21 protein-coding genes are annotated in these 20,142 nt (G+C 55.0%); 9 read left to right on the forward strand and 12 right to left on the reverse strand.

Translation table 11 applies throughout. The annotated features are described in order from the left end of the window. Positions 1-148: 148 nt before the first annotated feature. Positions 149-640, forward strand: coding sequence for a GNAT family N-acetyltransferase (locus DC3_RS00430; RefSeq protein WP_146881612.1), 492 nt, complete (start codon positions 149-151; stop codon positions 638-640). Position 641: 1 nt separating this feature from the next. On the opposite strand, the gene DC3_RS00435 is transcribed toward DC3_RS00430, so the two are convergent. After that, a complete protein-coding gene (locus DC3_RS00435; protein WP_186815737.1) occupies positions 642-2,012 on the reverse strand; it encodes an aminotransferase-like domain-containing protein in 1,371 nt (456 codons plus the stop codon). Positions 2,013-2,132: 120 nt separating this feature from the next. On the opposite strand from DC3_RS00435, the gene DC3_RS00440 reads away from it, so the two are divergent. Continuing rightward, positions 2,133-3,539, forward strand: coding sequence for a pyridoxal phosphate-dependent decarboxylase family protein (locus DC3_RS00440; RefSeq protein WP_146881614.1), 1,407 nt, complete (start codon positions 2,133-2,135; stop codon positions 3,537-3,539). 9 nt (positions 3,540-3,548) lie between these two features. On the opposite strand, the gene DC3_RS00445 is transcribed toward DC3_RS00440, so the two are convergent. Continuing rightward, positions 3,549-5,210 carry an FAD-binding dehydrogenase gene (locus DC3_RS00445; protein ID WP_146881615.1) on the reverse strand — a complete coding sequence of 554 codons (1,662 nt, stop codon included), beginning with the start codon at positions 5,208-5,210 and terminating at the stop codon, positions 3,549-3,551. A 272-nt stretch (positions 5,211-5,482) separates the two neighbouring features. On the opposite strand from DC3_RS00445, the gene DC3_RS28860 reads away from it, so the two are divergent. Continuing rightward, positions 5,483-5,653, forward strand: a complete 171-nt coding sequence (locus DC3_RS28860) for a hypothetical protein (RefSeq protein WP_186815738.1) — start codon at positions 5,483-5,485, stop codon at positions 5,651-5,653. 106 nt (positions 5,654-5,759) lie between these two features. On the opposite strand, the gene DC3_RS00450 is transcribed toward DC3_RS28860, so the two are convergent. From DC3_RS00450 to DC3_RS00460, 3 genes are all read right to left on the reverse strand, one after another. Beyond that, positions 5,760-5,963, reverse strand: a complete 204-nt coding sequence (locus DC3_RS00450) for a hypothetical protein (protein WP_146881616.1) — start codon at positions 5,961-5,963, stop codon at positions 5,760-5,762. A 192-nt stretch (positions 5,964-6,155) separates the two neighbouring features. Further along, on the reverse strand, positions 6,156-6,464 hold the full coding sequence (locus DC3_RS00455) for a helix-turn-helix transcriptional regulator (RefSeq protein ID WP_146881617.1): 309 nt from the start codon (positions 6,462-6,464) through the stop codon (positions 6,156-6,158). Positions 6,465-6,783: 319 nt separating this feature from the next. Further along, positions 6,784-7,776, reverse strand: coding sequence for a MerR family transcriptional regulator (locus DC3_RS00460; protein ID WP_186815739.1), 993 nt, complete (start codon positions 7,774-7,776; stop codon positions 6,784-6,786). Positions 7,777-7,922: 146 nt separating this feature from the next. On the opposite strand from DC3_RS00460, the gene DC3_RS00465 reads away from it, so the two are divergent. Beyond that, entirely contained in the window at positions 7,923-8,828 is a 906-nt protein-coding gene (locus DC3_RS00465; RefSeq protein ID WP_146881619.1) for a DUF2268 domain-containing putative Zn-dependent protease, read from the forward strand. Between the two features lie 62 nt (positions 8,829-8,890). Here DC3_RS00465 and DC3_RS00470 read toward each other — a convergent pair whose 3' ends face one another. The 7 genes from DC3_RS00470 to DC3_RS00500 form a co-directional block, all read right to left on the reverse strand. Beyond that, positions 8,891-9,565 carry a response regulator transcription factor gene (locus DC3_RS00470; protein ID WP_146881620.1) on the reverse strand — a complete coding sequence of 225 codons (675 nt, stop codon included), beginning with the start codon at positions 9,563-9,565 and terminating at the stop codon, positions 8,891-8,893. A gap of 3 nt (positions 9,566-9,568) precedes the next feature. Next, positions 9,569-10,099: a hypothetical protein gene (locus tag DC3_RS28865; protein WP_186815740.1), complete on the reverse strand. Its 531-nt coding sequence runs from the start codon at positions 10,097-10,099 to the stop codon at positions 9,569-9,571. 148 nt (positions 10,100-10,247) lie between these two features. Next, positions 10,248-10,928, reverse strand: coding sequence for a prepilin-type N-terminal cleavage/methylation domain-containing protein (locus DC3_RS00480; protein ID WP_186815741.1), 681 nt, complete (start codon positions 10,926-10,928; stop codon positions 10,248-10,250). A gap of 11 nt (positions 10,929-10,939) precedes the next feature. Then, positions 10,940-11,347 carry a type II secretion system protein gene (locus DC3_RS00485; RefSeq protein ID WP_186815742.1) on the reverse strand — a complete coding sequence of 136 codons (408 nt, stop codon included), beginning with the start codon at positions 11,345-11,347 and terminating at the stop codon, positions 10,940-10,942. Beyond that, on the reverse strand, positions 11,334-11,795 hold the full coding sequence (locus tag DC3_RS00490) for a prepilin-type N-terminal cleavage/methylation domain-containing protein (protein WP_146881623.1): 462 nt from the start codon (positions 11,793-11,795) through the stop codon (positions 11,334-11,336). Before DC3_RS00490 ends, DC3_RS00485 begins: the two co-directional genes overlap by 14 nt. After that, positions 11,795-13,414 (reverse strand): hypothetical protein, encoded by a 1,620-nt coding sequence (locus tag DC3_RS00495; RefSeq protein WP_146881624.1) that lies wholly within the window; start codon positions 13,412-13,414, stop codon positions 11,795-11,797. Before DC3_RS00495 ends, DC3_RS00490 begins: the two co-directional genes overlap by 1 nt. 322 nt (positions 13,415-13,736) lie before the next feature. Beyond that, positions 13,737-15,464, reverse strand: coding sequence for an NAD-dependent malic enzyme (locus DC3_RS00500; protein ID WP_186815743.1), 1,728 nt, complete (start codon positions 15,462-15,464; stop codon positions 13,737-13,739). Between the two features lie 370 nt (positions 15,465-15,834). Between DC3_RS00500 and DC3_RS00505 the strand changes: the two genes are divergently transcribed. From DC3_RS00505 to DC3_RS00525, 5 genes are all read left to right on the forward strand, one after another. After that, complete coding sequence (locus DC3_RS00505; RefSeq protein WP_146881626.1) at positions 15,835-16,086, forward strand: hypothetical protein; 252 nt, start codon at positions 15,835-15,837, stop codon at positions 16,084-16,086. Next, positions 16,067-16,888 carry an HNH endonuclease gene (locus DC3_RS00510; protein WP_146881627.1) on the forward strand — a complete coding sequence of 274 codons (822 nt, stop codon included), beginning with the start codon at positions 16,067-16,069 and terminating at the stop codon, positions 16,886-16,888. The genes DC3_RS00505 and DC3_RS00510 overlap by 20 nt, the downstream gene beginning before the upstream one ends. Before the next feature lie 205 nt (positions 16,889-17,093). After that, the gene (locus tag DC3_RS00515) at positions 17,094-17,720 is read left to right on the forward strand and encodes a recombinase family protein (RefSeq protein ID WP_146881628.1); all 627 of its coding nucleotides are present in this window, start codon (positions 17,094-17,096) and stop codon (positions 17,718-17,720) included. 346 nt (positions 17,721-18,066) lie between these two features. Further along, positions 18,067-19,434, forward strand: a complete 1,368-nt coding sequence (locus tag DC3_RS00520; protein WP_186815744.1) for a sensor histidine kinase — start codon at positions 18,067-18,069, stop codon at positions 19,432-19,434. Further along, complete coding sequence (locus DC3_RS00525) at positions 19,431-20,108, forward strand: response regulator transcription factor (protein ID WP_146881630.1); 678 nt, start codon at positions 19,431-19,433, stop codon at positions 20,106-20,108. Before DC3_RS00520 ends, DC3_RS00525 begins: the two co-directional genes overlap by 4 nt. The last annotated feature ends 34 nt before the right edge of the window (positions 20,109-20,142 follow it).

The raw sequence follows: 20,142 nt of genomic DNA on the forward strand, positions 1-20,142 counted from the left end.
CACAAGGTCAGGTTTTTGATGTGGAAATGGAACCTCCCTTGACACCCACGCGGTTTCAAGGTCAAATGAAGGCATCACCCCTCCTGTGGTTCGAGGCGTTGCGCTGCACGCTGCTGAAATTGAAACCCCGCATGAAAAGAGGTCGACATTGCTGCGCATACCGATGAAGGTCCGACTGCAGTCCTCTCCTGCCCCTGAACATCCACTTAAACGCCCTTTTCAGACGGAAGATCTTCCTGCACTTGCAGACCTGATGTTTGCGGCATACCAGGGCACCACCGATTTTCAACCGGGAAGCACCCTGGAAGATGCCCTGGAGCAGATCGAAAAAACCATCCAGGGTGAATATGGACAATTCCTGCCTCAGGCGTCTTTTGTGCTCGATGACGATGGCCTCCTGATCAGTGCCACCCTGATCACCTTCTGGAAACCCTTCCAGGCACCCCTTCTGGCCTTCACCATGACCGCCCCCGAATTCAAAGGCCAGGGTCTCGCAGCCCTGCTGCTCAAAGCAAGCATGAATCGCCTGTATCACGAGGGCTACAACCAGTTGAGCCTGCTGGTCACAGACGGGAACACACCTGCACAGCGGCTGTACCAGAGGCTGGGGTTTAAAACCTTTGAACCTGCAGAACCCTGATTCAGGTCATTTCCTGCAGCACTCCGGCCAGAACCTGCACAGCCTGCACCAGTTCAGGTTCTGGCAATGCCCCATAGCTGAATCGAAAAAAAGGACCCGGGGCCTCACCAGGGAACCAGCGGCTTCCTGGCAGGAGGTGCACCCCTGCCTGCAAGGCCCGGTCACTGAAGAGGCGTTCATCAAGACCGTCCGGGAGCTGCACCCAGAGGTTCATGCCTCCAGTGGGCACGGTGAATCGCACTGCAGGCATGTGCTTTCTGAGGGCTGTCATCAGGGTGTTGCGCCGTTGCCTGAGCTGCATACGAACCCGGGAGAGGTGACGGCTGTACTGGGAACTGGTCACAAAATCCAGGGCAATCTCCTGCATCAGCCCGGGTACGAAAAGGTCCAGTGCAGTGCGTGCTGCCCTGATGCGCTGAATCACGGGCCCCTGAGCAGCCACAGCCGCAACACGCAGGCCAGAGGCAATGGATTTGGTCAAAGAGCGAATGTGGATCACATGTCCCTGGCCTTCCAGAAACAGCGGGGGTGGCGCATGTCCTTCCAGGGTCAGGTCCCGGTTGGCGTCATCTTCAATCAGAAAAGCCTGATGCCTGCGGACCACTTCCAGCACCTGCATCCTGCGAGCTGTAGACAGTGAGATGCCTCCAGGATTGCGGTAGGTGGGCTGGCAGTACACCAGTTTTGCTCCACTGCGCTGCAGGGCCACATCCAGCTGTTCGGGTTGCAGACCCTGGTCGTCACTGGGGACGGGAAGCAGCTGGGCACCAGATGCTTTTGCCACTGCAATCACCCCAACGTAGGTGGGTGATTCCATCAGGACCGTTTCGCCGGGCTGGACCAGTGCACGAAACAGGGCTGCCAGAGCCGCCTGTCCGCCCGGCACAATCAGGATGTGGTTCGGGTGGATCACATCTGCAAGTTCGTGTGCAAAGTGGTCTCGCAGCGATTGAGAGCCCTCAGTGATCATGCGTTCCCACACCTGGGGTTTGCGGGCCACCCTCGCCGCACTTGCAGCAAGCTGGCTGGTGGGTTGCAATGAGGCGTCCAGATAACCTGTTGAGACCGGAATGGCACGTCCCGGAAAACTGTCGATGTCCTGCTGTTCCAGAAACCCTGCTGGGACAGGATTCAGGCGGGAAGACTGCCAGAGCAGGGTTGAGGGTTCCACCGCGGCAGGGGGACGGGTCACAAAAGTTCCGACTCCAGGGTGGGTTTCCAGCAGCCCCTCCTGCATCAGGACCCGAACCGCTTTCTGCACGGTGGCGGGCCCTACCGAGTAACGGCGGGACAGTTCCCGCACGCCTGGAAGAGGTGTTCCCGGACTGTTTTGATGGGCAAATTCGCGCAGGTCTGTCAGCAGGTCTGCCATGGTCTCCTCAGTTGTGTTACCATGATACATGAAGAACTATAGTAACGCTACCCAAGGCCATCAGGTAACGCTTCTGCAGAGCACCCGCCCGTTTGCTCTGAGTTTCTGTGGAAGTGCAGCATGACCGTCACCTCCAGAACTCCCCTTCAATCAGACCTGGAACAGCTACCCCACCTCCTGCAACTGGCTTTACAGGAGAGTCAGGATTTTCTACAAGCCCTCCCTGAGCAGGCTGCACATCCAGGCCTCTCCATTCCCACACCAGAGCCGCTATCAGAAACAGGGCTGGGAGCCGAGGCAGCGTTATCGAGGTTCATTCAGCGTTACCGCCACACCCTGTCAGGAAGTGCAGGGGCCCGCTATCTGGGGTTCGTGGTGGGTGGAAGCACCCCTGCTGCCCTGATGGGAGACTGGCTGGTCGGTGCTTACGACCAGAACCTCTCCAATGAGACCACCGGAGCCACGGCTGTGGAACGGGAAGCCCTGGGCTGGTTGCGCACCCTCTTTGGCCTTTCCGATGCACACAAAGGCTCTTTTGTTTCCGGGGCCACCATGTCGAATTTTGTGGGGCTTGCCATCGGAAGACAGTGGGTGGCCCACCAGAAAGGCATCAATGCTGCACTTGAAGGCCTGCAGGGCCTCAATGTCCAGATTCTGAGCGGAGCAGCCCACTCCAGTGTCTTCAAAGCTGCATCCATGCTGGGCATTGGCAGAAAGCAAATCAGGCAGGTGGCCCTCCTGCCTGACCGTGAGGCTGTGGACATCAGCGCTCTGGAAACAGCCCTGCAGCAGATGAAGGGTGAGCCCTGCATTGTGGTCGCCAACTCTGGCACGGTGAACACCGTCGACTTCGATGATTTGAACCTCATCGTGGCGCTTAAAGAAAGGTACAACTTCTTCCTGCATGTGGACGCTGCATTTGGTGGTTTTGCAGCTTGCTCTCCCAGACACCAGCACCTTGTCGATGGACTCAATGACGCAGATTCCATCACCATTGATGCTCACAAATGGCTCAACGTGCCCTACGACTCCGCCATGCAATTCACCCGACACCAGTTCCTTCAGGCGGAAGTGTTCCAGAACGCAGGGGCCGCCTATCTGGGCACCGTCACCGAGAATCCAGACTTCAACCACCTGACCCCCGAAAATTCCCGACGCTTCCGGGCACTGCCAGCCTGGATGACCCTTGCCGCTTACGGGAAGCAGGGGTATCAGGAGATCATTGAGCGCAACGTGGAAAGTGCAAGAAATCTGGGAGAGAAACTGGGCAAGACCACCCCATTTGAACTGCTGGCTCCGGTGCGGCTGAATGTGGTGTGCTTCACCCTCAAAAATGCCAGCAGCATGCAGGACATTCAGGCATTCCTGCACCTGCTCCACCAGACGGGAGAGGTGTTCATGACCCCCACGGTGTATCAGGGTCGCGCAGCCATCCGTGCAGCATTCAGCAACTGGCGGACCCAGGATGAAGATGTGGAACGGGTGTTTCAGGCATTGGTCCAGACGGCTGAAAAACAAAATCACTGAGAAGCGTCCTCAAAGAATGCTGCGTGCTGCGGCCTCCCCTGCTACTTTCCCTGAGAAGATGCATCCTCCCAGGAAAGTCCCTTCGAGCGCCCGGTAACCATGCATGCCACCCCCTCCGAACCCTGCCACCTCACCGGCAGCATACAGACCAGGAAGGGGTTCCCCGTTCTGCTGCATCACCTGACCCTGGAGGTTGGTTTCCAGCCCTCCCAGGGTCTTTCGGGTGAGGATGTTCATGCGGACAGCGATCAGTGGCCCTGCGGAAGGGTCGAGAATCCTGTGGGGTTTTGCCACGCGGGAAAGGCGGTCTCCCAGATAAGCGCGGGTCTGCCGGATGTAAGTCACCTGGGCATCCTTGCCAAAAGCATTGGTGAGCTGCATGTCCCGGTCTTGCACCACCTGCTGAATTTTGGCTGGATCAAGCCAGTCGTTGCCCACCAGCCCATTCATGCCTGCCACCAGTTCCCCCAGGGTGTCTCTGACCACAAAATCCTCTCCCATGTCCATGAAGGCCTGCACAGGTGGTATCACACCTGGCAGCAGGCGCCCGAGGGTCTGTCGGATGCTGCGCCCGGTCAGGTCCGGGTTCTGCTCTGAACCTGAAAGGGCAAATTCACGGGCAATGATTTTGCGGGTCAGGACAAACCAGGTGTAGGGAAAGCCACTGCGGGTGATGTGACTGAGGGTCCCCAGCGTGTCAAACCCTGGAAAGAGGGACACAGGCAGACGGTTTCCATGGGGGTCCAGCCACAGAGAGGAAGGTCCAGGCAGCACACGAATGCCATGGTTCGGCCAGATGGGGGAATGGTTGCGCAGGCCTTCGGTGTAATGCCACATGCGGTCCGGGTTGATGATGCGTCCTCCGCTCTGCTGCACCACCTGTTGCATCAGGCCATCCACATGCTGGGGAACCCCGGACACCATGAACCCAGGAGCAGGTCCCAGACGCTCTGTGGGCCAGTTGCGGCGCACCAGTTCATGGTTGCCTCCCAGACCTCCACTGGTCACAATAACGGCCTGTGCTTTTGCCTCAAACTGCCCGACCACGGTTCTGGAACTGGGTTCTCCTCTGGAAACATTGCTGTCTTCCAGAACCTCACCTGCCACACCTGTGACTGCACCATCTGCTTTCTGCAATCCTGTCACCCGATGACGGAACTTCATCTGAATGCGGCCTTCCTGCATGAATTGACGCACAGGACGCTCAAAGAGTTCCACGACGCCCGGACCGGTTCCCCAGGTGACATGAAACCGGGGCACACTGTTTCCCGGGCCATCTGCCAGGGCACCTCCACGCTCGGCCCAGCCCACAATGGGAAAAATCCTCAGTCCCAGCTTCTGGAGCCAGCTGTATTTTTCTGTCGCCGCGAACTGCACATAAGCTTCTGCCCAGCGTCTGGGCCAGTGGTCCTCTTCACGGTCAAAGCCAGCTGTGGTCATCCAGTCCCTGAGGGCAAGGCCCAGCGAGTCCCGGACTTTCATCCTGCGCTGCTCTGGGGAATCCACAAAAAACAGCCCTCCAAAAGACCAGAAGGCCTGCCCTCCCAGATTGCTTTCGGGCTCCTGGTCCAGAATCAGTACTTTTTTTCCATGCTGCGCGGCCTGCATTGCTGCCACGAGTCCTGCGAGACCTGCTCCCACCACAATGATGTCGGTTTCCAGTGCAGCCATAAGCCTCCTGTTGTATTTGTTGATGTCTTCCAGCATAAACCAGAAGCCGCCTGAACCTTCAACGGCAGAGTGAGCCACGAAGATCAAGTCACAAGTCATCCATCTAAAAACAAACCGTGATTTGTTTAATACACCAATCATCATGTTCCACCAACCATTTCAAGATTTCAGAGGCAATTCAGTTTTGGTCAGTTGTCGCTCAGGAGGCTTCAGAAAGTCTTCAGTGGGAGGTGTTATTCTCTGACCATAGGAGAATGACAAAGGAGGTCTCAATGTTATTTACCCTCTCTCTCGGAATTGGTCTGCTGATTGGTCTGGTGTTTCTGGCTGTTTTGTTGCTTGTGGATCGTCTGTCCCGTCCGTCCCATGCCTCAGGACTTGAGCATGCTTCTCTTCAGTGGAATACCGAAGAAGCCAGACCCCTGCGGGCACAACGTTCATAACTCTTTTGTTTTGATCTGTTCATTTTCATTTGATCGCCACAACACATCAAAAATGCAGCCCAGAGCATGCTCTGGGCCTCTGTCATGAATCATCAATCTGTTGCGTTCAAACCCCGAGTTGATCCATCTGGGATCGGGGCAGGTCCAGGGTGACCCTTCCCACCAGATAAAGGTCAAAAGTGGCCTGTTTGCCACAAACAGCTTCAAATTTCTGCAGAGGAACTTCTTTTTCCAGCTGCTGGCAGGACAGGATCAGGCGGTTGGACGTGCCAGGGACCCAGCGGACATTTAATGCATGAGCAGGTTTCATGTTCACCTCCAGAGGAACATGAGCAGACCGTCCTGGAATACAGGAACAGTGAATCAAAGGGTTGAATGGAAATCACAACTGTGGATCAGCTTAGCAGGCCTCCCAGGATCAAACACCTGTGGAAACACCTGAGGCTTCGAGGGTATTTTCCCACATCTTCCCCGGGACAAATACCCTCGAAGCCTCTTGTACTCAGAAATGTCTGGGCAGATGCTGACCCTCAGGGGCACTCCCCTGCTCTGAATTTTGCTGATGGTGTGCATCATAATCACGCTGGATGTCCAGCAGCAAAGTCATTGAAATTCCCCAGCACTGCTGGAGCTTATAGGCGATTGAGGGCGTGATGGGAAGATGTCCATTGAGGATCTGTTGCAATGTCTCTTCGCTGCAATCGAGTTGCGAGGCGAGGTTCTGGGCCGTTTCCTGACGGCTTTCCACCTCCAGCATCAGGTACCTGCCTGGATGCAGAGGCATGGGGTGGACACTCTGGTTTTCTGACATGGGCAAACCTGTCAACTTTCCTGCTGCAAGGGCGTGAACCATCATCAGGCATGCAGTGGGCCCTGATGACTTCAAAATGCCTTATTCAGAGATGAAGTGGAACAGTGTTCACCGGGTCATCGCAAAGTTCAAATCATGCAGTAAGGTAAGACACCTTCTTGTATATTACTCTTCTTTCATGCACATATGATGGAATTTTCACTTTTTGTTCTCATGAAGGCTCTTCATCAATGCCATGGAACACATGAAAAGGGAAAGAACCAGAGCCCGCCGAACGTGCAAGTCATGGAAACAGGACAAAAAAACGACATGGACAGACCTATGTTCCGTGGCCTGGATTTGACTCTGGATGAAGGTCATGCAACGCAGAGCCAAATTCACTGACACAGACCTGAAGGGCTTTCACTTTCCACTCATGGACAGCCATGACCTGAGCACTGCGTCCTGTCTGACCATGAACCTTCTCCACCAGTTGCCAGAAGTGCAGTGCTCTTGGTTCCGTGTGTCGGGCAATCATCTCCAATTGCTGCAAAGCCAGATGTTGCAGCACAGAACGTTCCTTTGTACCTGCAAACATGCTCAGCACCTGCTGAATGCATTTCTGGCCCTCTTCGCTGTCTGGCAGCACCTGTCTCTTCACGGCATCTGCCATCATCTGCTCTGTTTGCTGCTGCACTGCCATGAAACGCTCTCTGCTGCGTGCATCCGGGAACTGGCTCCAGAACTCCTGACCCATCTGCTGAGAACGGGCAATGAAGGTGTCATCCAGCATGAGATCGGCCAGTTCAAGCCAGGCTTCAAATTGCTCTTCTGAAAGGTCTTCAGGCACCTGCATGATGGGACCTTTCCAGAGGTTTCGCACCCACACAGGATCAGCGGGAACATCCTGCAACATGCGGTCAATTTGCTGACCCACAAACTGCTGGCGTTCTCTGGCATTCAGCGCAGCAAGCGTGCGGGCTCCCCTCAGGTAACCCAGATGGTCGTTGCGTTTCAATGCTGCTGCCAGCAGTGCGCGTCGCCGCTGCAACTGGGCCATTTCCAGTTCCAGGGTTTCCATGTGGAGGCGCAGGGCCTCTGAAATCGCATCTTCCTGCTGCATCAGTTTCTGGATGGTCTCCAAACCCACACCCACATCCCTGAGGCTGCGGATGGCTTCCAGACGGGCATGGTCTCCATCGGTGTACCAGCGGTGCCCGGTCTCACTCACCCCACTGGGCGGCAAAACACCCAGATCTGAATAATAACGGACCGTTTTCACTGGAACCCCACTCAACTGGGCCAGTTCACCGATCTTGTACCGTCTTTCCATACAGAGCATTTTAGCCAATGATGCTCCGCAGGGCTTCCACTTCCTGCCTGTTCAGCTTGATCACCCAGAGGGCTCAGGCAAATGGCTTAAGCATCTTGAATCTCCAGTTGCTGGAGGTTCTAGGGTAGAGGCAGAAAGGAGTCGACATGAACATTCACATCGCACCCACCCTTGAAGGCCTCAGGGCCGCCCTGAAAGCAGAACCCAGTCAGCAGATGCCCATTTTCCTGCAGGAGGTCATGGAACCCATCCGGCCCTGCTGGGAACCTTCCCTGAGGTTTTTGGGCGCGCCTCAAAGTGACCAGAATCCAGCGCAGATTGCGGCAGAACGCTTTTTGTTCTACACCCCCACCCAGGGGACCGATCGAGGCCTGGATGCCCTGGACCGCATCGAAGCCTCCGGGGCAGCTCAGGAGAGCCTTGAGGGATTGCAGAAGGCCATTGAGCTGCTGCAACCGGCAAACCACGGCATTGGCTTGCAAGTCATGAACTTCGTCTTTGTGCTGGGAGATCCAGACCGCATGACTCCCCCCTATTACACCGGTGTGGGCAATGTCCCAGGCTGGATTCTGCTGATGGCCTTCCCCACAGCAGACAACCTGTCCAGGCTGTCCCCCATCACCGTGCATGAATTCCATCACCAGATTCGCTTCCAGTACGAACCGTTCTTTCCTCTGACCCTCGGAAAATACCTGGTGGCAGAGGGTCTCGCAGAGTGCTTTGCCGCCCACATGTATGGCGAGGAGAAACTGGGTCCGTGGGCCACCACCCTCCGTCCAGAAGAACTGGAAGCCATCAAACCCAGATATGCAGACGCCCTGATGCTCTCCGATTTCACAGAAGTGCGCGGCTACATCTTTGGAGACTGGGCTGCAAAAGACTGGGGCACGCCTGCAATGGGCATCCCTGACTTTGCAGGTTACGCCATCGGATACCGCATGGTGGAAGCCTTCCTGAAGCGCACAGGCAAAAGCATTGTGGAAGCCACTTACCTCCCCTGGCAGGAAATCGTGCAGGGCAGTGGGTATCTGGACACCCAGGTTTTGCAGTAACGTGCAGCAGGTCAACCACCACAAAAAAGAGCCACCTGAGTGGCTCTTTTCTCTTTTTTCGATCAGTCTTCCACAAAAAGAGCGTAACCGGCTTTCCTGAGGGCCCGGATGTTGAGCTGGCTGCCGATCTGGCGCAACTTCTTGCGCAGCAGGGACACCCGCACCTCGAAACTGTTGGAGGCTGGAGAGTAATACCCGTACACATGCTGCTCGAGCACCTCCCGGCTCACCACCCGGGAGGCGTTCTGCATCAGGTACTCCATGATCCGCACTTCATGGTCGGTCAGCAACACATTGCCCTGATCCGTACCAAGCTGGCACTTGCTGGTGTCCAGGGTGGTGCCAGACAGAAAAAGCACCTGCTCCTGCGGATGAACACGGCGGAGCAACGCTTTGATGCGGGCATCAAATTCATCCATCGCGAAGGGTTTGATCAGGTAATCATCCGCTCCCTGGTTCAGTCCCTGCACCCGATCACCAACCGAACCTCTGGCTGTGATCACCAGCACAGGCAGGTTTCCAAGGCTCTGGATGGTGGGGATCAGGTCCAGTCCATCCCCATCAGGCAGGTTCAGATCCAGCAGCACCAGATCGGGTGTGTTGTCTTCAAGGTACCCATATGCCTCTTCCAGGGTGCTGCAGGGCTGAACCTGGTAACCCGATTTCTGCAACTGGGCTGCGAGCAATTCTTGCAAGCTGGGGTCATCTTCGAGGAGGAGAATGTGCCATTTGCGCATGTTTTATTTGTTCTTGCCTTTTTCTGGAGGAGGATTTTTGCCACCAGTGTTGTTGGAATTTCCTGAATTGCCGTTGTTCCCAGCATTCCCGGGAGGGTTGCCTCCAGCGTTTCCTGAATTGCCATTGTTGCCAGCATTCCCGGAAGGGTTGCCTCCAGCGTTTCCTGAATTGCCGTTGTTCCCAGCACCTCCAGGATTGTCTCTGGCATCCACATCAAGCTTGGGTGCTTTGACCACAGTCAGCTTCAGGTCCACCCCAAGGCTGTCAAGCAGGTTTGAAAGGGTGGTGGAACCATTTGTGGTGCTGAGCGTCAGCTGTCCTCCCACCAGAACCCCCTGAACACTGGAGACTTTGTTCTGCAGAACCATGGCGACCACAGGGCCACTGTAACCATCGAGCAATTCCACCCTGAGCTGGTTGCCGGATTGCTTGCCGTAACCCACCACCCGCTGGAGGCTGCTGTCAAAAACAATCACCTCCACAGGTGAGACACTGTAAATCAGGGCGGTCAGGAACAGGGCTGCAGGCAACATGTCTAATCCCATTCTAAAAATGAAGCTGATTGCAATCTGACGGGCATCTGGCCTGAATCCATGCCCAGAACATGGGCATCAAAACAGATCAAGGGCACCAAAAAACAGCCACTGCTGGTGGCTGTTTTCGTGCTCATCCATGCTGGCCTCAGAGGTTTCTCGCCACCACTCTGGCTTGATACGTGTTGGTGTAGATGCTGCTGGTTCCTGCTTTCTTGTATCCCCGGAGGCTCAGAGAAATGCCTTTCTGGGTTCCCTTGACACTGTCAATGTAGGGGGTGACCACAAAGCCGTCGCTGGCCAGGGAAGGATGCAACAACCGAAGCTGGGTGAGGGCAGGGTAGCTGGAGGTGCAGGTGTAACTGCTGGCTGTTCTGGCTTCAATGAGGCTGTAGGCCCCTGTGGTGGGATTGTTGAGCCTGCGTTGCACAGGGAGGGCAGAAGCGCTCAGGTTTTCGGAAGGCACCACATAGTAAGCAAAGAGGTCACACAGGCTGGCACTGTTTTTGGTGGGAACCCGGATGATCACGATCTGGGTGCCAGTCAGAGACGGCGAAGGCAGATAGGCCGTCGCTCCAGAGGTCTGGGCGTCTTGAATGGTCACATCTGTGGTGCTCAGAAAACGGTCTGCTTCCTTGATGCGGCTGAGCATCAGCTGCTGAACCTTCTGGGTTTCCGTGTCCAGATCAGCCCGTGCGGAGGACCGCATTGAAGTGTCCAGACTGGAACTGAACAGCTGGTAAATGGACACGAAGAGGATGGAGAGCAGCGCCATGGCGACCAGCAATTCCAGCAGGGTAAAGCCATTTGTGGCTTGAGATCTACTCATGCTGATCCTCCTCATGTGGGTTTCGCGATGTCCAGAAACACAGTGATGGTCTTGTTGTTGGTGCCCGTGACCACCAGTTTTACCCGTTTCAAGTAGGAGGCACCCACGCATGCACTGCTGAAACTGGTGGGAGCACTGGCGAAGTTGGTCCAGTTGGCACAGGAGAAAGCCACCTGGGTGTTGCTGGGCGTGTAAACCCCCAGTTCCCAGCTGGACAGCTGGGACCAGGACTCTTTGATGTTCTCCAGTTCGTTGGCAGCCAGGGTATTGACGGACAGCACACTGGTGTTCTGTCGGTTGGTTTTGAAGAGGTTGGAGACCTGTACAACTGTGGTTCCCAGAATCAGGCCCACAATCAGCAAAGCCATCAGGATCTCCACCACGGTGAATCCCTGTTGGGAGCGCTTATTTGAGGTCACGGATCGCAGCATAACCGAAGACTCCTTGGAACACGAGATTGGCTGAAAAGGTGTTGCGGGTGAACGTGACGTAAGCGTCGCTGCTGGTGCAAGCAGAACTCCAGCACATTTCCCCGTGGGGGGACTTGTAGGTGACCTGGGCAGTGGTGCCACAGGCAGATGGAACACAGAAAGCCAGGTTGGTGAACCTGCGCGTGGTGGTGCCATAGGTGAGGGTCACCACATTGCCACTGCTTGAGATCTGCACGGTCTGGTCGGTTGAGGTTTTGACACTGGTGGACCGGGCCTGATCGAAGGTGTAGGTCAGCGAGGTGAGCTCCTGATAGAACTGGCGTTTCTGGGCTTCACGGATGTAGTTGCTGATCCCCAGACTGAGCAGAATGCCCAGCAGGGTGATGGCCACCAGAATCTCGATCAGGGTGAATCCCAGAAGACCTTGTTTGTTCATCAGAGGTCCCCGTGGGCCAGTTGAATCCAGCGTCCTTTGAACATCAGGTCTCCGTTGGTGGAGATGGGCTGGAACTGGTAACCTCCGATGGAGGTGCGTGTGGTGGCAGGTACCGTTTGGTTGATGATGTCGTAGATGTTGCTGGAAGAGGCTTCGCTGCAGAAGTCACTGGGCATGGTCAGTCCCGTGGTGATGTCGCTGTCTCCACTGTTGCCGTTGCCATTCCCATTGCCCACAAAACGCTGTTCGTAGGCAGCAGCAAAGTACAGACCTGGGGTTGTGGGGGCAGAAGCGTTGCCGACACCTTTGCAGTCCCCGATGAAGATCATTTTGCTGATGTGGTCTGCGTTCCCTGAATCGATCAGACCGAGGTTGTTGCCGTCTGTCTGCCAGCGTGCAACCGTATCATTGCCAGTGGTCTTTCCACCCAGGATGAACACCAGGTCGTTGTTCTTGTCTCTGATGAAGTAGATGTAGTCGTTGTGGCTGGCAGCGTTGGATTGTGAGCGCACCTGGCAGTAATACAGGGTGTTCTGCAGGGCAAGATTCACGGTGATGTCTGTGCCGGAACTGTTCTGCAGGCAGCGCACAGAGTAAGCAGAAGATCCAGCGAAATTGTAGGTGATGGTGTAATCCCTGTTGTTGCCACATGCCCCGGAGTTTCCGTTGCTGGTCTGTCCGCACATCTCATAGGTGACAGAATTGGAGTCCTGACTGACTTTCTCAATCCCCACAGCACCAGCGATGTTGTCGACATCAATGCCAGAAGTGATGGGAGGGGTGGTGGTGGTGCTGGGAACGCCGACCACATCCACTTCAATGTAGTTGCGGTTGGGGTCTGTTGCATCTCCTGTCCCACTTCCACTGCCTCCTGCCCCTGCACTGGCAGCAGCAGGGCATTTGCTGTCTGTGCTGGCCTGGCCTGCCTGTGGGAACTGTCCAACCACGCGTGAACCGTTTTTGTTGGTGGTGCCTTTCGAGACGTAATATCCCACGTCATAGCAGAAACGGAAATTGTTCATCAGGTTGAAGGTCTGACCCTGGTAGGTTTCATCGGCATAATCCCACTCAAGACGGGTGACCGAAAAGAGGGGTTTGCTGGAAGTCACACCATTGGCCTTGTACACGTTGTACACAGTGTATTGTTGTCCTGATCCCAGGTTGATGGTGTGCTGGGTGTCCGAAAAGACCCCAGACCAGAAGGTGTCTGTGGTTGGAGCACCTTCCCAGGTTTTGAAGAACGTGGAGATGGCATTTCTGGCATAGGTGGCATCGGGTTCTGTGGTGGGGAGGTTGCATCCACTGGTCACAGCAACATTCTGTCCACTGCCACACACGGCTGAGACCAGATTGATGAAATCGTCTTTGCTTTTGCTGGTGGGAGGCAGGGAAGAAAACCTGGACTTCAGTTGCAGGACATAAGCCTTGGCCCATGCCAGTCCTGACTCACTGACATACTGGGCCTCCAGGGTGGTGGACTGGTCACCCACTGTTCGCATCCCTTTCAAGGTGTACTGGCTTGCGATCAACAAAACCACCACCATGATGAGCATGATCCCAAGGGTCATCACCAGGGCCGCTCCAGACTGACGCTTGCGGAGAGATTTAGGGGTATCCATATTACCATCAATTATACACCCAAAACAGAAGAAAATATCATCCAGCACAGTTGTTTTTTTGTTACATTTGGGTAACAGTGATGATTTTTTGTCAGATTCATGAAGATTTTCACCCTCATGAGAAAACTGTGAAACTTCTCAAGCTTAAACACAATGGGCTCATTGTTGGGTCCAGAAACCTGTTTCTCCAGAAGTCCAGCAAAAGCGCCAGAACTCTGGTCCCTGAACTTGTGAACACCCAGCTGAAGTTTTGTACCGGGTCCAGACATGCTGACCCGGTACAAATGGCATCTTGAAAAGGGGAGGCTCCAGAAAAAGCGCTTCAAGTGACTGGATTATAGGTGCGGTACACCGGAGCCCACTCCGGTTCCAGCAGGGCCTGTTGCATCTCTTCAGGTGTGCGGGTTGCCAGACCCATTGCTGCTGCTTTTTCAGCCACCCGAATGGCAACCTGCTGATTGGCCTGGAAAAGATCGGCGATGCGGGGAAAAACAGCCCCATCTGCCAGACGTTCAGGGGTCACGGCAGCAGCAAGGGCAAACGCTGCGGCTGTGAAGAGTTCACTGGGAATGGATGTGGCCCCTGCCGCCTGCACGCCCCAGCCCACCCCCGGGAAAATGAAGGTGTTGTTTCCCTGCCCGATCTTGAAGATCCTGTCCTGGTGGTACACATCTGGGAATGGGCTGCCCGTGGCCACAATGGCCTGACCATCGGTCCATTGAAGGGCCAGTTCGGGTGTCACCTCTGCCAGATGGGTGGGATTTGAGAGGGCGAAGATGATGGGTCTTGAGGTGTTGGCATGCACCGCCTGAACAATCTCCTCACTGAATGCACCTCCTGCACCAGACAGGCCCAGCAACACGGTGATTCCTGCCTGCTGAATGGTTTCCAGCATGCTGGGGATGGTGCCTGAAAAAGTCCAGCCTGCGATGTCCTCTGGTGTCTTCGCAAAAAATTGATGGTGAGGTTCAACCCTGGGGTGGCCCTGCATCATCAGGCCATTTCTGCCCATCAGGTGGATGCGGCTCCGGGCCTCTTCTGAGGTCAAACCCAGCTGAACCAGACCATGGTAGACCTGCCAGGCCACTCCCATCCCCCCAGCACCTGCCCCGAGAATCAGGAATTTCTGCTCTGTAAGGGTCCTTCCATGATCTGTGGCTGCAATCAGACCAGCAAGGGCAGTCGCTCCTGTACCCTGAATGTCATCATTGAAACTGGGAAGCTGATCCTGGTACCGTTCCAGAACAGCAAAAGCATTTCCACGGCTGAAATCCTCCCACTGGATGATGGCCTGCGGGAAACGTTTCTTGAAGGCCGTCACGAATGCATCCAGGATTTCAAAATAGGCTTCTCCCCGGAGGCGTGGCTCACGGATTCCAAGGTAATAAGGATCATTCAGGAGATCCTGGTTGTCTGTACCCACATCAAACACCACAGGAAGGGTGCGGGCAGGATCAAAACCTGCCACCAGGGTGTACAGGGTCAGTTTGCCAATGCTGATCCCAATGCCTCCAAAACCCTGGTCCCCGATGCCCAGAATGCCCTCTGCATCTGTGGCCACCACCAGTTCGGTGTCATCATATTCCTCAAGCATTGCATCCAGTCGGGTGTAATTTTCGCGGGTCACCACCAGACCACGGGGTTCACGAAAATTGGTGCTGTAGGTCTGGATGGCTTCACCCACCGTTGGGGTGTAGACGATGGGGAGCATCTCCTCCACATGGCGGTTGAGGAGGGCGTAATAGAGGGTGCGGTTGTACTCCTGCAGGGACCTCAGGAACAGGTGTTTTTCCAGAGGGGTGTGGTTCTCCCGGTACTGGGCATACATGCGCTCCACCTGCTCTTCGAGGGTTTCCACCCTCGGGGGCAGGCGGCCTTCGAGATGAAACAGAATGCGCTCTTCTGGCGTGAAGGCCGTTCCTTTGTTTAAAAAAGGGTCCTGCAGCAGGGCGCGGCCTTGAAGGGAAACAGTCAGCTTTGTTTTCACATCCACCTCCGGGCGGGCTCCAGAGTGGCTGACGGCGGTCAGGAGAAGAGACGGTGTTGCCATGCGGCTGCAGAACATCTCGTGCCGGGGTCAGAAAAAACGCTCTGGGCGAAAGGTTGCAACACAATACCTTTTTAGGGGCAAAAGGCAAAACCGTGTAGTGACACATGACTACACGGCTCCAGCACTGAAGGTGGAGTGTCCTGGCCACCACATCTTTTTCATTCTGTCTTGAGGCACCAGGGGATTCAACACAACTACCGTTTTGCACAGGATTCTTCACAACAATGGTTGTGAACACAGGGACTGGTAATTCTGTTAAAAACATAATATAATGGTTGTACTTCGCAAGGAGGCCCGACTCTGGCCTCCCCCAAGACCTCTACACAACTCGACCCAGTACCGCACTGGGAACACCATTCAGGAGAACTGCATGACCCAGTTGGCCACCATTGATGCTTTTTCACCCCAGCGCTTCCAGGTGATGTGCCAGATGGCAGAAGTCTTCATTCGCTCCCGCATGCTGCCCCCCTCCATCCAGACACCCGAACAGGCCATTGTGATCATGGTCAAGGGTCAGGAACTCGGGCTGCAGCCCCTGCAGGCCCTCAACGGCATCAACGTGATTCAGGGGATATTGGGGGTTACCAATGGTAAAATGAGCCATGCCCATTCCTTTCCATGATTCAGAGAACAATCCAAGTGATTTAGATAATATTTACTCGAAACAATGCAGACGCTGCCAAGAAGAAAAATCATTAAACGAGTTTAGTCCCAACAAGAAACGGCGAGATGGCAGACAAAGTTATTGCCGAAAATGTACCAGGGAATATATGAATAAGAAAAATCATGAAAATCTCGAACAAACTCGACAAAAACACAGAGAATACTATCAGAAAAATTCAGATTCTCGCCGCGCTTCAGCCAAACGTTACGCCGATAGCAATCGAGAGCAAATCCGCTTTAAGGCAAAAACAAAGCGCTCAGAGAATTTAGAGCTTTTCAGATCTCAAGAACGCATTCGCTACTGGAAGTGTCCAGAAAAACACCGCATGGCCAAACTCGCATATTGGCACAACAATGAAAGCACTCGATTAGCACGCCAAAGAAATAGACAAAGACCAGAAATAAAAGCAAAAGGCAGACAAGCCATTAAACAATGGAGATTACGAAATCCCCATATAGTCAAGAGACAAACCCAAAACAGGCGTGCTCTATTACTTAAAGCAAATGGATTCTTTAGCAATCAGGATGTTATTTCTATATATAATCAGCAAAATGGGTTATGTTTATATTGCTATAAGGAACTACATGGGAAGTATAGCTTAGATCATAAAATTCCTCTTAGTCGCGGCGGCACCAATTGGCCTAGCAACCTAGCCTGTACCTGCATGCTCTGTAATTACTCGAAGGGGAACAAGACCCCCGAAGAATACATCCTTTATCGCCAATCTCTCAAGGAGGAATCACATGAAGCAAAACCCTAACATCATCGAGGTCATCTCGAAGCTCGAAAATTTCCACGCCTTTGGTCGTCTGCTGATCAATAGTGGCCTTTTGTCGCCAGCAGTTAATACTCCAGAGAAAGCTGTAGTGATTATTCTTAAAGGTGCAGAGTTAGGAATTGAGCCATTAGCAGCTCTAAACGGTATCTCTATTATTCAAGGAAAGCCTGTTGTTTCACCCCAGCTGATGCTGTCTCTGATCAACCGCAGCGGAAAACTTGAAGACATCAAGTTCGAGATTGGGGCAGATTATGTGTCCTGCACCATGAAACGCTGGGACCGCACACCGCACACCGAACGTTTCGGAGCCAAAGAAGCCCAGATGATGGGTTTGATCGGCAAAGACAACTACAAACGCCAGCCCCTGGTGATGTACAAATGGCGAGCAGTGGCCGCATGTGCCCGTGTGAGCTTCCCGGACATCATCGACGGCCTGTACACCCCCGAAGAGATGGGCGCAGACGTGGTGGTTGATGAAGAAGGCACCATGACCATCCAGACTCCACAGGTTCAGGAAAAAACCCTGAGCCCAGAAGCTGCCCAGCGACTGACCGCCGCCCTGGTGAAATTCGGGGTGGAGGATGCCGCAAAACTCGCCACCTCTGTGCTGGGACGCGACATCAGGGAACTGACCAGCCTCACCAAAACCGAGGGCACCCAGATCTTCGAGTTCGCCAAACAGAACTTCGAGACCGCCCAGAAGGCCCTGGAAGAGCAGGCCAGCGAAGAGAAACCTGAAGCAAAGGCCCCAAAAGCCAGCAAAAAGACCAAAGAAGACAAGGCTGAAGACAGCGAAAACCTCAAAGCAGGCTGATCCCTCATCTTGCCCCTCTCCCCTGTTCATCAGGGGAGTTTTTTTGTTCCCCGATCAGGGTCAGCGCAAAGTCGCTGATGGGTCGTTGTCGCCTGAAAAAGCCGTCAGCCCTCAGCGGTCAGCGCAACAACACCTGTATGCTCTCACTTCAGCCAGACACTATGGCTGCTTTGTCCTCCAGTACAGTTCAAAATCTTTCATTGGCCTCTTGCAAGAGCATCAAAACCTCTTGTGCTGATGGCTGAGCGCTGAACGCTGATCGCTCCACGCCATCTGCATGGCCGGACTTTGCTCTGACCTGTGCCCCCGATTGACATTCCTCTCTGCGACCCTGCATGGTAAGGCGATGTGGAGCATCCAGAACAAACTGCTGCTGCTCTGTCTGGGCGTGGTGCTCAGCGGGTTTGCTGTGGCTTCTGTGCTGACCGGGGTGTTCTACCAGCGGATGGTGCAGCAGTACAGCCAGGAACGGGCCACCCGACTGGTCACTTTCATGTCGGGGGTCATGCAGTGGTGGTTTGATGGAGACGAAGCCCCGGAGCCTGGAGATGAGGACTGGCTCCGTCAGGAACTCGGACCTGCCCAGGCCATGGTTTACCGCCTCAACCTCACCACCCGAAAATACAGTGAAATTCCGGTGTGGAAAAGCATGCAGGCCAGGCTGCCCCCCATGGACCCACAGGGCCTCAGGAAGGTTGCCCTGGACCCCAGTGTTTCCGATGTGATGTGCACCTGCGGGGAATACCGGGTGGCCACCCGCCGTGAGTGGAAATACATTGTTCAGGTGGCCTTGCCCCTCCGCCTGGACCGGGAGAACATGGCTGGTTTCCGCCAGACCACCCTGCTGGTTGGCGGAGGGATCTTTCTGCTGGTCGGGCTTCTGGCCTCTCTGGTGGCCCGCAGCATCACCCGGCCTCTGGTGGAACTTGCTGCACAGGCCAGATTGCTGCAACAGGCCCCGAATTTCTCTCACAGAGACCGGCAAGATGAGGTCGGTGTGCTGTCCCGTGCCCTGCAGGAAGGAGTACAGGAAGTTCAGCAGGCAAGGGCCAGAGAACAGCAGTTTCTGGCGGCGGCTTCCCATGAGCTGAGAACCCCCATCACGGCGCTTCTGCTGTCCATCGAGCAGGACAGCAGGCGGGCCAGAAATCTGGAAGACCACCAGAGCATCTTGCAACGGGTGCATGCCACGGCCCTGAGGCTGAGGGCGCTGAGCAGCAACCTCCTGACCCTGGTCAAACCGCAAACCGATCTGAAGGTGAAGGTCGACCTGACTGAACTCACTGCATCGGTGGTGGATGAACTGATGCCCCTGGCAGCAGAAAAAAGCCTGTGGCTGGAATTCACCGGAGAGCACGTCCAAATGACCGGGGACCCCCATGCACTCAGGCAGATGGTCACCAACCTGGTCTCCAACAGCATCAAATTCACCTCTGAAGGGCAAATCACCATTCATCTGCATGCGGAGGGGCAGCAAGCCCACCTGACCATTGAAGACACGGGGATCGGTCTGCCAGAGCACCATCAGGACCTGTTCCAACCCTTCAAAAGGGGACGTGGAGCCGCACAGCACACCCCTGGCTCCGGTCTGGGTCTGGCCGTGGTGCAGGAGGTTGTACGGTCCCACCACGGAAAGGTGGTCTTGCAGAACAGGCCCCAGGGAGGCACCAGAGCTGTGGTTTCCCTGCCGTTGACCCCTCAAGGAGCACCATGAAAATCCTGATTGTTGAAGATGATCCTGACATTCGCGAAGCTCTGGGAGAAGCCCTGCAACATGCCCACCACCAGCCTGAACTTGCCGCTTCTGCGCAGGAAGCCTGGGGGCTTCTGGAACTCTATCCTTTTGATGCCATCATCTGCGATGTGGGGCTGCCAGAAGGAGAACGGGCAGGTTTTGAACTGGTCCGTGAACTGAGGCACCGGGGGATTTTGACACCTGTTCTGTACCTCACAGGCCTGGACAGCCTGGAAGACACCGTGAAAGGACTGGACGCTGGAGGGGACGACTACATCCTCAAACCTTTCCGTGTCCCTGAAATCCTGGCAAGGCTGCGGGCCCACCTGCGCAGGGCCAGACCGGCCAGCATGGTGGATCTTGAGCAAGACGGTCTGACCATCGAATGGAAACACCAGAAGGTCTGCAAGGACGGAAAAGAGGTTCGGCTGACGCACAAGGAGTACCAGTTGCTGGAACTGCTCGCCTCGAATCAGGGGAGGATCTACAGCCGGGATGAACTGCTGGACCGGATCTGGGATGGCGAGTTTCAATCTTCCACCAATCTGGTGGACGTGTACGTGAGCATGCTGCGCAAGAAGATCGGAGAGGAATTCATCGAGAACGTGCGCGGCAGAGGGTACCGGTTCCCCGATGGAGCATCAGGCATTTAAGTTTTTTTTAAGTTCATCCCTGCACACTGACAGC

The organism is Deinococcus cellulosilyticus NBRC 106333 = KACC 11606 (genome assembly GCF_007990775.1).
Classification (GTDB): Bacteria; Deinococcota; Deinococci; order Deinococcales; family Deinococcaceae; genus Deinococcus_C; species Deinococcus_C cellulosilyticus.

Bases quoted from the DNA above. Each gene is read 5' to 3' on its own strand.
- DC3_RS00435 (WP_186815737.1), bottom strand. From the start codon at position 2,012: ATGGCAGACCTGCTGACAGACCTGCGCGAATTTGCCCATCAAAACAGT.
- DC3_RS00440 (WP_146881614.1), top strand. From the start codon at position 2,133: ATGACCGTCACCTCCAGAACTCCCCTTCAATCAGACCTGGAACAGCTA.
- DC3_RS00445 (WP_146881615.1), bottom strand. From the start codon at position 5,210: ATGGCTGCACTGGAAACCGACATCATTGTGGTGGGAGCAGGTCTCGCA.
- DC3_RS28860 (WP_186815738.1), top strand. From the start codon at position 5,483: ATGTTATTTACCCTCTCTCTCGGAATTGGTCTGCTGATTGGTCTGGTG.
- DC3_RS00450 (WP_146881616.1), bottom strand. From the start codon at position 5,963: ATGAAACCTGCTCATGCATTAAATGTCCGCTGGGTCCCTGGCACGTCC.
- DC3_RS00455 (WP_146881617.1), bottom strand. From the start codon at position 6,464: ATGTCAGAAAACCAGAGTGTCCACCCCATGCCTCTGCATCCAGGCAGG.
- DC3_RS00460 (WP_186815739.1), bottom strand. From the start codon at position 7,776: ATGGAAAGACGGTACAAGATCGGTGAACTGGCCCAGTTGAGTGGGGTT.
- DC3_RS00465 (WP_146881619.1), top strand. From the start codon at position 7,923: ATGAACATTCACATCGCACCCACCCTTGAAGGCCTCAGGGCCGCCCTG.
- DC3_RS00470 (WP_146881620.1), bottom strand. From the start codon at position 9,565: ATGCGCAAATGGCACATTCTCCTCCTCGAAGATGACCCCAGCTTGCAA.
- DC3_RS28865 (WP_186815740.1), bottom strand. From the start codon at position 10,099: ATGTTGCCTGCAGCCCTGTTCCTGACCGCCCTGATTTACAGTGTCTCA.
- DC3_RS00480 (WP_186815741.1), bottom strand. From the start codon at position 10,928: ATGAGTAGATCTCAAGCCACAAATGGCTTTACCCTGCTGGAATTGCTG.
- DC3_RS00490 (WP_146881623.1), bottom strand. From the start codon at position 11,795: ATGAACAAACAAGGTCTTCTGGGATTCACCCTGATCGAGATTCTGGTG.
- DC3_RS00495 (WP_146881624.1), bottom strand. From the start codon at position 13,414: ATGGATACCCCTAAATCTCTCCGCAAGCGTCAGTCTGGAGCGGCCCTG.
- DC3_RS00500 (WP_186815743.1), bottom strand. From the start codon at position 15,464: ATGGCAACACCGTCTCTTCTCCTGACCGCCGTCAGCCACTCTGGAGCC.
- DC3_RS00505 (WP_146881626.1), top strand. From the start codon at position 15,835: ATGACCCAGTTGGCCACCATTGATGCTTTTTCACCCCAGCGCTTCCAG.
- DC3_RS00510 (WP_146881627.1), top strand. From the start codon at position 16,067: ATGCCCATTCCTTTCCATGATTCAGAGAACAATCCAAGTGATTTAGAT.
- DC3_RS00515 (WP_146881628.1), top strand. From the start codon at position 17,094: ATGCTGTCTCTGATCAACCGCAGCGGAAAACTTGAAGACATCAAGTTC.
- DC3_RS00520 (WP_186815744.1), top strand. From the start codon at position 18,067: ATGTGGAGCATCCAGAACAAACTGCTGCTGCTCTGTCTGGGCGTGGTG.
- DC3_RS00525 (WP_146881630.1), top strand. From the start codon at position 19,431: ATGAAAATCCTGATTGTTGAAGATGATCCTGACATTCGCGAAGCTCTG.